Annotated in this window: 10 protein-coding genes; 2 read left to right on the top strand and 8 right to left on the bottom strand. The window is 51.3% G+C overall.

The window, feature by feature from the left end; genetic code table 11:
• Positions 1–63: 63 nt before the first annotated feature.
• On the top strand, positions 64–981 hold the full coding sequence (locus ACJY2G_RS04205) for a glycyl-radical enzyme activating protein (RefSeq protein ID WP_120162935.1): 918 nt from the start codon (positions 64–66) through the stop codon (positions 979–981).
• Between the two features lie 54 nt (positions 982–1,035).
• A complete protein-coding gene (gene pduF / locus ACJY2G_RS04200) occupies positions 1,036–1,845 on the top strand; it encodes a propanediol diffusion facilitator PduF (protein WP_439291353.1) in 810 nt (269 codons plus the stop codon).
• A gap of 92 nt (positions 1,846–1,937) precedes the next feature.
• Here pduF and ACJY2G_RS04195 read toward each other — a convergent pair whose 3' ends face one another.
• From ACJY2G_RS04195 to ACJY2G_RS04160, 8 genes are all read right to left on the bottom strand, one after another.
• Complete coding sequence (locus tag ACJY2G_RS04195) at positions 1,938–2,432, bottom strand: BMC domain-containing protein (RefSeq protein WP_120162937.1); 495 nt, start codon at positions 2,430–2,432, stop codon at positions 1,938–1,940.
• Between the two features lie 49 nt (positions 2,433–2,481).
• On the bottom strand, positions 2,482–3,627 hold the full coding sequence (metK, locus tag ACJY2G_RS04190; protein ID WP_430319475.1) for a methionine adenosyltransferase: 1,146 nt from the start codon (positions 3,625–3,627) through the stop codon (positions 2,482–2,484).
• A gap of 118 nt (positions 3,628–3,745) precedes the next feature.
• Positions 3,746–4,813, bottom strand: a complete 1,068-nt coding sequence (locus ACJY2G_RS04185; RefSeq protein ID WP_439291352.1) for an AraC family transcriptional regulator — start codon at positions 4,811–4,813, stop codon at positions 3,746–3,748.
• Between the two features lie 17 nt (positions 4,814–4,830).
• Positions 4,831–6,060 (bottom strand): sensor histidine kinase, encoded by a 1,230-nt coding sequence (locus tag ACJY2G_RS04180; RefSeq protein WP_439291351.1) that lies wholly within the window; start codon positions 6,058–6,060, stop codon positions 4,831–4,833.
• Between the two features lie 293 nt (positions 6,061–6,353).
• A complete protein-coding gene (locus tag ACJY2G_RS04175) occupies positions 6,354–7,409 on the bottom strand; it encodes a LacI family DNA-binding transcriptional regulator (protein WP_439291350.1) in 1,056 nt (351 codons plus the stop codon).
• Entirely contained in the window at positions 7,410–8,819 is a 1,410-nt protein-coding gene (locus tag ACJY2G_RS04170; protein ID WP_439291348.1) for a sucrose-6-phosphate hydrolase, read from the bottom strand. It lies immediately after the preceding gene.
• A complete protein-coding gene (locus tag ACJY2G_RS04165) occupies positions 8,816–10,189 on the bottom strand; it encodes a sucrose-specific PTS transporter subunit IIBC (RefSeq protein ID WP_439291347.1) in 1,374 nt (457 codons plus the stop codon). Before ACJY2G_RS04165 ends, ACJY2G_RS04170 begins: the two co-directional genes overlap by 4 nt.
• A gap of 73 nt (positions 10,190–10,262) precedes the next feature.
• Positions 10,263–11,843 carry a carbohydrate porin gene (locus ACJY2G_RS04160; RefSeq protein WP_439291346.1) on the bottom strand — a complete coding sequence of 527 codons (1,581 nt, stop codon included), beginning with the start codon at positions 11,841–11,843 and terminating at the stop codon, positions 10,263–10,265.
• Positions 11,844–11,852 lie beyond the last annotated feature (9 nt).

Raw genomic sequence — 11,852 nt, 5'->3', positions numbered from 1 at the left:
GACTATGTAGCAATACATAGCCCGTTTTTTAAATAACCTGTGGCGCTGATGGCGGGTCAAGTTATGAATAAAGTCGATTATGAGATGGAAGGGGTGCTGTTTAATATTCAGCGCTATTCTTTGCATGACGGGCCGGGGATCCGCACTATTCCTTTTTTTAAAGGTTGTCCGCTGTCATGCAAATGGTGCAGTAATCCGGAATCACAACGTCCTCAGCCGGAATTAATTTTTAAGAAGAGCGATTGTATTCGCTGTGGTAAATGCATTGAGGCATGCAAGCAGCAGGCATTATCGGTCAGTAATGCTTTCTTTATTGATCGCGAACGTTGTATTCAGTGCGGCAAATGTACGCAGGTTTGTCCGACACAGGCTCTGGAAATGAAAGGTAAACGCATGACGGTCGCTGACGTTATGCGGGAACTACAAAAGGAAGAAAATCTCTACCGTCGTTCTGGCGGCGGCATCACGCTTTCCGGCGGTGAACCGCTGGCGCAGCCTGATTTTGCCCGGGAACTGCTGAAAGCCTGTAAGGAAAAGGGCTGGCACACGGCCATCGAAACGACCGGTTTTACCACGCCGGAGGTGATTGCCGATGTATTCCCTTACGTTGATCTGGCACTTACCGACATTAAAGCGATCAATCCGGCCGTTCATCTGGCGAATACCGGGATTGAAAATAGTCAGATCCTGGAGAATTTACTGCGTATTTCATTCCTGACCAAAACCATTGTGCGTATTCCGGTGATCCCTGGCGTGAATGATAATTCCGAAGAAATACATAATATTGCGGAATTTGCGCGGCTGATGTCTAACGTCGATACCTTGCATTTATTGCCTTATCACTCTTTTGGTGAAAATAAGTATGGCCTGCTGGGGCGTATTTATCCGATGGGCGAAGCAGACAGTATTGCCGAATCAAAAATGGAATTATTAAAAAGAGAAGTTGAGTCGTCTGGTTTTCATTGCCATATCGGCGGCTGAGTTTCTGTTAAGGAAATCCAGCCTTATAAAACAATTATCGGGAAGGGTCGTTGTATGAATGATTCAGTGAAGACGCAATGTATTGCGGAATTTCTTGGTACCGGCTTATTTTTGTTTTTTGGCATCAGCTGTCTTGCGGCAGTAAAAGTTGCAGGAGCCAGTTTTGGTTTGTGGGAAATCTGCATTGTGTGGGGGCTGGAGATTTCGCTGGCTGTCTATCTCACCGCAGGCATTTCCGGCGCACACCTGAATCCCGCGATCACCATCGCTCTGTGGCTGTTTGCGTGTTTTCCCGCCCGTAAAGTGGTGCCATATATTATCGCCCAGGTAGCCGGGGCTTTCGGTGGCGCGCTGCTGGCATACATGTTCTACCATAATCTGTTTATCAATTTTGAAACCGCCAGCCATATGGTACGCGGCAGTGTGGAAAGCCTTCAACTGGCCAGCATTTTCAGTACTTATCCTTCGGCGGCCATCAGCGTGTGGCAGGCCGCGTTTATTGAAATAGTCATAACCTCGATTCTGATGGGACTGATCATGGCGCTGACCGACGACGGCAACGGCGTGCCGCGTGGCCCGCTAGGTCCGTTGCTGATTGGCATTCTTGTCGCAGTTCTCGGCGCTTCCACCGGTCCGCTGACTGGTTTTGCCATGAATCCGGCGCGTGATTTTGGCCCGAAATTATTCACTTTCTTTGCCGGCTGGGGTGACATCGCCATGACCGGAGGTCGTGACATTCCTTATTTCCTGATCCCGATTGTTGCGCCTGTTATCGGTGCTTGCCTGGGTGCTGCGGTGTATCGCCTGTGTATAGGTAAAAACCTGCCGGGTAATATGCCGGTGGCGGAAGTTGCAAAACCTTAGATTTCATTTAGCCCATAAAAACATCCCATAAAAAAGGCGGTGCTGATGCATCGCCGTTTTTTTATCTGCAAATTACGTTTATTTTTTTACGTTTATTTTCTACGGCCAGCGCCACGAGGCTTTTGGCTGTTGTTTACAGTGACCGTTGATTGTTCCTTCTTCGGTGCCTCTTCTGAAAAATCCATACAAGTGGATTGATCCGGCGTTTCTTCCACATTCAGTTCTTCCACATTACGCACCGGAATAGTGAGTGGGTTTTCAAACGGCACGGGTTCAGCTTCAGGCTCGGCAGCGGTTATGCCGAGGGTATCTGCAGAATAAATCATGCATTCAATGTGTTGCGCTGTGCGGGCAATTACTTTGTGCGCATAAACGGTGCCAACTTTGCTGGCCGCCATCACACCCGCTGCGACCCCCGCGTTAATCGCGCCGATTTCGCCTTCGAGTTTGACGGTGACCATACCGCCACCTTGGGTCAGTTCATAGCCGATAAGCGTGACGTGCGCGGATTTTATCGCGGCATCCGCGGCTTCTATTGCCGCGGCCAGACCGACGGTTTCAATTAATCCCAAACTTTGTCCGGGCATAAGTCGCTCCTGTTAACAGATTCAAGGTGAAGTGCGTCGCGCACTATATTCAGGCGTTATCGCGCAGTGCCTGTGCTTTATCGGTTTTTTCCCAGGGGAAAATGTCGCGACCAAAATGGCCGTAGCAGGCGGTCTGACGGTAACGCGGGACAAGCAAATCCAGTGTCGCGATGATGCCGCTGACGCTGAGGTCAAAATGTCGGTTCACCCGCTGAACCAGCTGTTGCTCCGTCAGCGGGCTGCTGCCAAAAGTGTCGATGCGGATGGCGACCGGGCGGGGCAGGCCGATGGCCCAGGCGAACTGGACTTCGCAGCGTTCTGCCAGCCCCGCCGCGACAATATTTTTTGCCACATAGCGCGCGGCATAAGCGGCCGAGCGATCGACTTTCGACGGATCTTTACCCGAAAATGCACCGCCGCCATGACGTGCTACGCCGCCGTAGGTATCTACGATGATTTTCCTGCCAGTCAGACCACAATCGGCTGCCGGACCGCCGGTGATAAATTGTCCGGCGGGGTTGATCAAAATACGGGTTTGCGGCGTTAGCCAGCGGGCAGGTATAACCGGTTTGATGATCTCTTCCAGCACCGCTTCGCGAAGTTGTGTAAGAGAAATCTCCGGGCAATGCTGCGTTGAAATCACCAGCGTATCGGCGGATACCACCTGATGCTGGCGATAGCGCAACGTCACCTGACTTTTAGCATCGGGACGCAGAAAGGGCAGGCGCCCAGACTGGCGTGACGCCGCCTGACGCGCCATCAGCCGGTGCGCATACACCAGCGTCGCCGGCATATATTCCGGCGTTTCATTGCAGGCATATCCGAAAGTGATGCCCTGATCGCCCGCGCCCAGTGAGTCAGGGGTTGTGCCGCCGATGCCTTGTGCGATATCGGCAGACTGCTTACCCAGCATATTCAGTACGGCGCAGGTTGCGCCATCGAAACCCAGGCTGGAATGGTTGTAGCCAATTTCTTTAATGGTGTGACGGATAACTGATTCGATATCAACATGGGCGGTTGAGCTGATTTCCCCGGCCACAATGGCTACGCCGGTTTTGACCAGGCATTCACATGCCACTCTGGCCTGTGGATCCTGTAAAAGAAAGGCGTCCAGAATGGCATCAGCTATCTGGTCGGCCATTTTATCAGGGTGCCCGGCGGCAACCGATTCAGAGGTAAAAAGAGAGTCTTCCAAAGTCGCGCCACGTTGTTCAAAGGTTCCCCCATGGTAGGGGGCGGCGGCTGAAAGCAACGTAAATTATCTTGCGGGCAGGGTGGACTTTTTTGCCCTTACGGCGAGCCCGCCCACAAAATTAGCCCGCTTGTGAATTGACGGGTTCTGGTGCGACGATTTTACGGAAATCTGACGGTGACATGCCGGTCTCTTTTTTAAATATCCGGCAGAAGTAGTTGGCGTCCTGATATGACAGTTCCAGCGCGATGGTGTTGATTCTGAGATCGCTGAACTGCAAAAGTGATTTGGCTACGCTTAACTTGCGGGCAGCGATGTAATTTGAAAAACCGTAGCCTGTCATTTTCTTGAAGGCCCGGCTCAGATAGCAGGAACTGACGAAGGAGCGTGCGGCAATATCGTCGAGCGTCAGATTATTAAGAATGTTTTTCTCAATGTGGAATCTGGCGCGATCGATAAAACTCTTGGTGCCTGAAAAGTGCTTTAGTGCATGATCGAATACGTCTTCACCAATGCTTAGCAGGCCGGTCATGATGCGGAAATAGGCTCCCGGCGTAATGCCTGACTGGCTGATTTCCTGGATCATTGCCGTCACTTTCTTCCCTGCGGGCACTCCTTTATCTCCCAGTGAAGAAAGATGCTGATGCAGTAATTCGAGTATATCCGTTAGTAATTTGCGTTGACTGATGCCGGAAGGCGTACCCGCGCAGGCGTCATCGAGCGCATTCAACAGAAACTGATGCCACCGATGATAATCGCATTGTTCGATCATATCGCCGACAGATTGTTTGAGTGCCCGTGACGCCGCAATGTCCACGTCACTGACTTCGAGGGTTTTGCTGATGGCGTCAGTCAGTGTGCTTTTCTTCACCGGTTTCAGCAGATAATCATCCACTTTCAGGTTCAGCATGCTGCGTACAATATCAAAGTCGTCATTAGCGGTAGTGACAATGACTTTGGTGCTGGCACTTTTGGTGCGCAGATATTCAATCACCTGATTGCCGTTAGGCAGCGGAATATTGATATCGACCAACATCATATCGATTTGATCGAGCTGGTCGATCAGCTGGATGGCTTTTTTGCCGGTATTGGCTTCATGCACCACGGAATTATCGACGTACTGAGACACAATGCGTCGCAAAGATTCAGATTCAATCAGTTCATCTTCTACAATCACAATATTGTACATAGTCTTTTCTCCCTGTTTCAGGCTTGCAGCATGGGGAATTTAAGAGTGATGGTGGTTCCCATTCTTGGCTGATGCGCGCTGGAAATCACCAGACCATAGCTTTCGCCAAATAACAGCTGAAGCCGGTTTTTTATATTATTAATGCCGATACCGCCTTTCTGACGGTTTTCGTCACCGGATAAAATGTTGGCAATATCAGCACGTGACATACCGTCACCGTTGTCGGTTACCTCAAGAATGACATCGTGCCCGTCGTCAGTCGCGCTGATGCGCAGCATACTGGGAGTGTCTCTCGGCTCGACAACGTAATTGAAAAAGTTCTCGACCAGGGGTTGCAAAATCAGAAACGGGCAGACGACATCAAGATATTTTTCCGGAATATCACACTCATAATCGAAACGGTCATTCATACGGACTTTCTGAATTGACATATAGCAGGTGACATAATTAATTTCATGGCTTAGCGTAATCAGGCCATGATTATTTTTGCGCAGCAAATAGCGCATCATGTCGGAAAAATCATGCACCATGGTTTCTGTGCGCTGTGCATCTTCCAGATATGCCAGACGACCAATGGTATTTAATACGTTAAATAGAAAGTGCGGGTTAATCTGATAAGACAGAGCTTTGAATTCCGCTTCGTGCAATGAACGTTCTATTTCGACTCTTTTACGCAACTCATCGGTGAGTTCGAGATCTTTGCGGTGCAGTTCCCGCTGAATATTGTTGGTATGTGCCTGTTCTACCAGATATGACGAGACATGTAATAATGTGGAGGCGGTCGATTCGAAACGATCGTAAGGCATGCGTTTAGCATCATGATGTAAGTCGATCAGCCATTCATTTTCTTTCCATATTTCGTTGTTATCGAGAATATACGGAATGGTGCGCTCTTTCTCTTCCTCGACTTTTACCTGGCCGGAAATAAACGCACCAAGATAATGATCGTTAATCATGATCGGCACAGCGAACTCAACAAAGCCGCAGTAACAGCGGTACACCACTGGTTTCCCGGCCTCCATAGCGGCACGTCCACCGGCGTTATCACTTTCGTAGCAGTGGTTCGCCAGCGATTCATTAAGACGTGACCGGGCGCAGAAATCTGAAAACCCGCTGGCCTGCGTCACCGGAACGCCATCCTGATCGACTACCACTAAGGCAATCATCATCGATTTACTAAAATTATCCTGGAGAGTCTGAAGTCTTTTTACATCAAGAAATTCATGCAATTTATATTTGTTATTCATTATGATTACCTGCACTGGTAATTAAATACATTCACCGTATAAATATACAGGAAGGCACCTTTATGTATTTTGAAACCCGTCACAGCGGGGGCAATTTAATTAGCCAGGAGTATTAATTTATATGTACTGATGTTAATTATAAGTGTGAAAATTAGTCAGGTATTTACCGTTCAGACGCAACATGCTCAACGCGCTCACCCCGCATGGATGACCACAAAGAACAATGCAGGCGGAATAAATCAGATGATGCGAAATGAATTATCACATCATCTTGTTGCGAGAGTATTTACTATTTATTTGATCTGCGAGAAGTGCCGGGAACGCCAGTGCAATTTAGGGGTCAGGAAGCATTGGGTTTGTGCGATGGGTTGTTCATTCATCAGGTCACTGATCATGTTGAAGCAGTGCATAGCCAGTTCCCCGCAATCCTGCGCGACCGTGTCAATTTTCACGGACAGGGAATCGTACAGATAGTGGTCGTCAAAACTGCACAGATGAATATCGCTCTCGAGCAGCTGATGCTGGCTCATGTAGCGCAGAACGCCTTCCATCAGGCCGCAGGAAGCCACGAAAAGCGCTTTGGGCGGACGTCCGAGTCGGGCGCATAATTGTGCAAACATTTCATAGCCAGAGCTTGGGTGGTAATTGCCGTACACAATCCAGTCTGGATCCAGGCTGACACCCGCCCGCTGCAGGCCAAGCTGATAACCCGCGAGGCGGTCACGGGTAGGGGAAATTCGCGGCTGTCCGCCAAGAAAATAAAATTCATCACGCTGGGTTTGCGCTATACGTGAGACCAGTTCTGCTGAGGATTCGATGGCTTCACAAACCACAATCGGCAACTGCGTGTCTTGCATATGACGGTCGAATAATACGACAGGTAACTGCTGGCTGATTTTGACGTATTCTGCATCGCTGAGCATGCTGGACGCGACAATCAGTCCGTCGACCTGACGCTGAATGAGATTATTGACCACCATGGTTTCCTGGCTGGTATTTTCATCCGTGCAGGCAATCAGCAGCTGCATGCCGTTCTCGCGACACAGCGTCTCAAGTTCGTTGGAGCAGGCAGCAAAACCATAGTTGGTCATTTCCGGGACGACCAACCCAAGCGTGAAACTGCGCGTGACATTGAGCGAACGGGCGTGAATGCTCGGCTGATAATGATGTTCAGCCGCCACGGCCAGCACCCGATCCCGGGTGGGATCGGAGATTCGAAACTTCTTGCTGTGTCCGTTGAGTACCTGGCTGGCAGTCGATTTTGAGACGCCAGCCAGTTCGGCTATGCCACTGATAGTGATGCGTTTGGTCTTTTTCACTGCGCCATATTCTGTTGTCCGGAAAGACATTTATTCTATCACGCATTCCGCCAACGACCAGTGGTGCAGCGTAATCTGATGAGACCCCTGCAAGTTCAATTGTGCCGGTAAAACAGGGAAATAGCGTGAGGACATCACTGCTTCTCCGCCATTAATGAAAATCTCAAGGCTCGACGCATCGCTTAACACCGTTAGTTTGTGCAGCGCGCCGCGCCAGATACGCTGTTCGGGCAAGCCAGTGCGCCGGTTTTTTCGCGTTAAATGCAGCCATTCTCCGTCGAAGCTGAGCGTCATGTCGCCACCTAAATCTGCGCTGAAAGCGTGTTCTGTGACGATTTCTGTTTCGGCTTTTGTGATGTTCAGAGGAGGGCAATCGTCGGCAATCCCCTGCCATGCCTGCTCATCACGACGGAGTTGTTGCAGCTCGCGCGCCGGTTTTTGCATGATTTTACCCGCCACCAGCGTCACTTCGCGCGGGCAGGTCATCGTATGCAGCCAGCCATTTTGTATTGTCGGCTGGAAAAATTCATCGCCATCCGGTATTCCCATCCATCCAATCAGCAGGCGTCGCCCGTCATCCGTTTGCGTGGTCTGCGGCGCATAAAATTCGAACCCCAAATCCAGCTCAGTGAATTCGCCGTGCTCAAGGGTCGCATTGTCGTAATCCAGTTGCCCGACAAAATAACCCGACTGGAACGTATTCAGATAACGGTCAGATTCCGCCGCTAAACCTTGCGGACAGCAAATCAGAATGTCGTTATCTGCCAGCCGGAATAAATCCGGACATTCCCACATGTAGCCGAATTCGCCCAGCCCGTGTAAACCTGAACCGGCAATTTCGCCCAGAAGATCCCAGGCTGATAAATCGTCAGATCGCAGCAATAACACTTTACCTTTGAGGCTGAGATCCTGAGCGCCCAGCACCATGTACCAGTGGTTTTCATGCCGCCAGACTTTCGGATCACGCACATGTCCGGTATAGCCTTCTGGCAGATTAAATACCGGCCCGGTTTTATCAAATTCGCCGTCTGCATTTTCGCGCGCCAGACACTGAAATGCGGCACGGCTGCCATCGGGATACTTCACGTTACCGGTATAAATCAGCGTCAGCTTGCCGTTATCTGTCACGGCTGAGCCTGAATAACAGCCGTGGGATTCGTAGGCTTCTGAAGGTGCCAGCGCCAGTGGTTCATGCTGCCAGTGCAGTAAATCTGCCGAACTCCAGTGCCCCCAGAATTTAGCACCGTGCGCGCAGGCCAGCGGGTTCCATTGATAGAACAAATGGAAACGACCGTTATGCTGAATAAATCCGTTCGGGTCATTGAGCAGCCCGACCGGCGGCGCGAGATGCCAGCCAGGGCGATAAGGGTCTGCCGCCGCTTTAACCTGACCGGCTACCACGCTGCGCAGTGCTTTTTTCAGCAAACTGGTTTCCGTCATTTCTCACTCTCCGTGTTGTATTTCAGCAGCAATGACAGCAGGAATGCGCTGCCGAAGGCAATCACCAGACCGATCAGGTAGCTGAGAATAGAGCTGGCCTGCACGATAGCCAGCCCCGGAATGCCGGTCAGACCGACTGCCGTCATATTGACGTGCATCGCCACCACCCAGGCACCGCCGAGCGCACCGCCCGCCAGCGCCGCCAGAAAAGGCTTCATAAAGCGCAGGTTGATCCCGAAGATTGCTGCCTCAGTAATACCCAGCATGGCGGAAAACGCCGAAGGCACAGCGATGGCTTTAATTTTCGCATCACGCGTTTTGAAGTAAACCGCCAGACAGGCACCGCCCTGCGCAACGTTAGCCATCGACCAGATCGGCAGCAGGAAATTCACGCCGATATTTGGATTACCCAGCAAACCGGCTTCGATAGCATGGAAGCTGTGGTGAATACCGGTGATGACGATGACAGAATACAGCCCGCCAAATATCAGCCCCGCGAACCAGCCTGCATGAGTGATCAATGTACTGAGAATAAAGGAGATGCCGTCACCCAGCGCACGACCCGCCGGGCCGATAATCAGGAAAGCGATAAAGCCGGAAATGATCACTGTCAGGAAAGGCGTCAGGATCAGATCCAGCGCATCCGGAATGATTTTGCGCAGGCGTTTTTCGATGAAACTCATGAACCACACCGCCAGCAGTACCGGGAAAACTGTGCCCTGATAGCCGATCATCGCAATCTCAATACCAAAGAAATTCATGGTATGGAAACCGCTGGCGACGCCCCAGGCGTTAGTCAGCGCCGGATGGGTCAGAATGCCGCCCAGCGTAGCGCCGAGGAACGGGTTGCCGCCAAACTCCCGCGCGGCGGTAAAACCAATCAGAATTGGCAGAATGATAAACGCCGCTGAGCTGAACATATCGAGCATGATAAAAATCGCGCTCTCCGGGTTGGCCCAGCCGTAGGTTTTCACCATGCCGAGCAGCCCCATCAGCAGGCCGGATGCGACAATCGCCGGAATGATCGGCACGAAAATATTCGACAGCACGCGGGCGATGCGCTGGAACGGATTCAGCTTTTGCGCCGCAATATCCGCGGCTTCAGATTTACTGGATTCGCTGATACCGGCTACTTTAATAAATTCGGCGTAGACCTTGTTCACCAGCCCTGTACCAAAAATGATCTGAATCTGTCCGGCATTGCTGAAACAGCCTTTAACGCCTTCGACCTGTTCGATAGCACTTTTGTTGATCAGGTTGTCGTCCGCCAGCACCAGGCGCAGACGGGTGGCACAGTGTGCCGCGCTGGCAATATTCTCCTTGCCACCCAACAGCGGAAGCAATTTAGTCGCGATTGCATTGATATTCATAGAATCCCTTAGTTTTTCATTATCATTTACGCCCGGTCTGGCCGGGCGTTTTTTTTAAATCAGACCCTGCCGTTTAGAACCAGGTTTCCATCTGGATGCCAAAGTTCCACTGTCCGCCCGCCGTGAATCCGTCAGTACCAAATGAATCTGCGGAAGAATAACTGTCGAGTTCTTTGCTCCAGTCCATATACGTGGCGAAGAAGCGGATTTCCGGACGACTCAGCATGTCGCTGATATCGCCGACCTTGAAGGTCGGTGCGAAGGTCAGTTTGTAGAAACCGCCTTTCACTTTGTTGTAATCGCTGTAACCCTGTGGATTGAGATCCATATACTGATAGCTGCCTTCATATGCCAGTTCGAAGTTCTCGGTAATTTGCTGGATCAGGCGCGTGTTAAAGGTCAGCCATTTGTAATCATCGCCAGAGACATAACGGTCTTTGCTCTGCTGCGCCAGAACCGCCGGGGCGATACTCCAGTTTTTGCTGATCGGTGTGATGCCATATGTTGCCAGACGCAGCGTACTCGCATCGTCAGTCAGGCGTCCGTCAGAGCCCAGCGCTTTCACTTCTGCTCCCAGTCCGTGCCCGTAAAGCAAGGCTGTTTTCGATGTCCCTTCGCGCAGGCCGTAGAAACTGTCACCGTGATACGCCAGCATCGTGTGGAAGCCGGTGTCCGCCGCGGTGCTGATCCCCCGGTTGCCGGTATTTTCACGATCCTGATTATTTTTGGCACGCAGGCCGCTCAGCATCCACTGGAATGGCCCGGCATAGTTGTTGGCCGTGACAATGTAGTTTTCGATGCGGGTGTCGTCGTTATTGTCGTCTTTCAGATCGTCAAAGTTTCTTCCGTAAAGCGAGAAGTTACTTTTCAGGTTATCGCCCCATTTGACGTCGTAGATCCCGCCGCCGGTACCCGCCAGGAAGATGATGTCGGAATCCAGCCAGTGAATGTCGAAATTATCCCGGTCAAAGCGTTTACCCGCCCAAAGGGTGGAATCTTTCCAGACCCCGGTGAACGTCGGCAGTGAACCCAGCTCGACAAACGCCTGACGGATATTTAAGTCGCTGGTCGCGCCGGTCCAGTCGTTGTAGCTGCGCTGACCATCAGCCAGCATGACTTTGTAGCGGGAGGTCGCACCGCTGGCCATCGTCTGGTTGTGCTCCAGATTCAGTTCGACGTAGGTGTTATTTTCGTTACCCATACGCCCGACTGCACCGCCTGTTTGTCCGGCTGGGGTGACGTACGGGCCACTTTCCGTTGAGGTGCCAGAATCGTTCATGATCACGCCGGAACGGGCATAACCACTGAATTTAAACCCGCTGTTATCACTGCTGTTGCTTTTGGCATTGCCGACTAACGTTTCGGTGCGTTTAGCCACATCGGTAGTTTGCTGCTGGGTGATTTCAGCCGTCTTCGCCACCTGACGGGTTTGCTGTTCGTTGCTGGCGGTGCGTGTCTCGAGTTGTTTAACCTGCTGTTCTGCCTGCGTAGCACGGGCTTCGGCCTTAGCGGCTCGGCTTTCGGCGAGTTGTAGTCGTTTTTCCATCGCCGCAAAGCGGGCTTCAATAGCACTGGAAGAAAGATCGGCCCCCTGAGCCGCAGAAGAAAGAATAAGTCCAATAGCAACAGCAAGATAGCGAGGTTTCATCATCATTTTTATCCC

This window comes from Rahnella sp. ATs2 (assembly GCF_051851855.1).
In the GTDB taxonomy this organism is placed as follows: Bacteria; Pseudomonadota; Gammaproteobacteria; order Enterobacterales; family Enterobacteriaceae; genus Rahnella; species Rahnella variigena.
Note: the sequence above shows the minus strand (reverse complement) of the source record. Positions and strands in the feature narration are given on the sequence as shown.

Coding starts and splice junctions, on each gene's coding strand:
- ACJY2G_RS04160 (WP_439291346.1), bottom strand. CDS start 11,843: ATGATGATGAAACCTCGCTATCTTGCTGTTGCTATTGGACTTATTCTT.
- ACJY2G_RS04175 (WP_439291350.1), bottom strand. CDS start 7,409: ATGTCTTTCCGGACAACAGAATATGGCGCAGTGAAAAAGACCAAACGC.
- ACJY2G_RS04180 (WP_439291351.1), bottom strand. CDS start 6,060: ATGAATAACAAATATAAATTGCATGAATTTCTTGATGTAAAAAGACTT.
- ACJY2G_RS04195 (WP_120162937.1), bottom strand. CDS start 2,432: ATGCCCGGACAAAGTTTGGGATTAATTGAAACCGTCGGTCTGGCCGCG.
- ACJY2G_RS04165 (WP_439291347.1), bottom strand. CDS start 10,189: ATGAATATCAATGCAATCGCGACTAAATTGCTTCCGCTGTTGGGTGGC.
- ACJY2G_RS04205 (WP_120162935.1), top strand. CDS start 64: ATGAATAAAGTCGATTATGAGATGGAAGGGGTGCTGTTTAATATTCAG.
- pduF (WP_439291353.1), top strand. CDS start 1,036: ATGAATGATTCAGTGAAGACGCAATGTATTGCGGAATTTCTTGGTACC.
- ACJY2G_RS04185 (WP_439291352.1), bottom strand. CDS start 4,813: ATGTACAATATTGTGATTGTAGAAGATGAACTGATTGAATCTGAATCT.
- ACJY2G_RS04170 (WP_439291348.1), bottom strand. CDS start 8,819: ATGACGGAAACCAGTTTGCTGAAAAAAGCACTGCGCAGCGTGGTAGCC.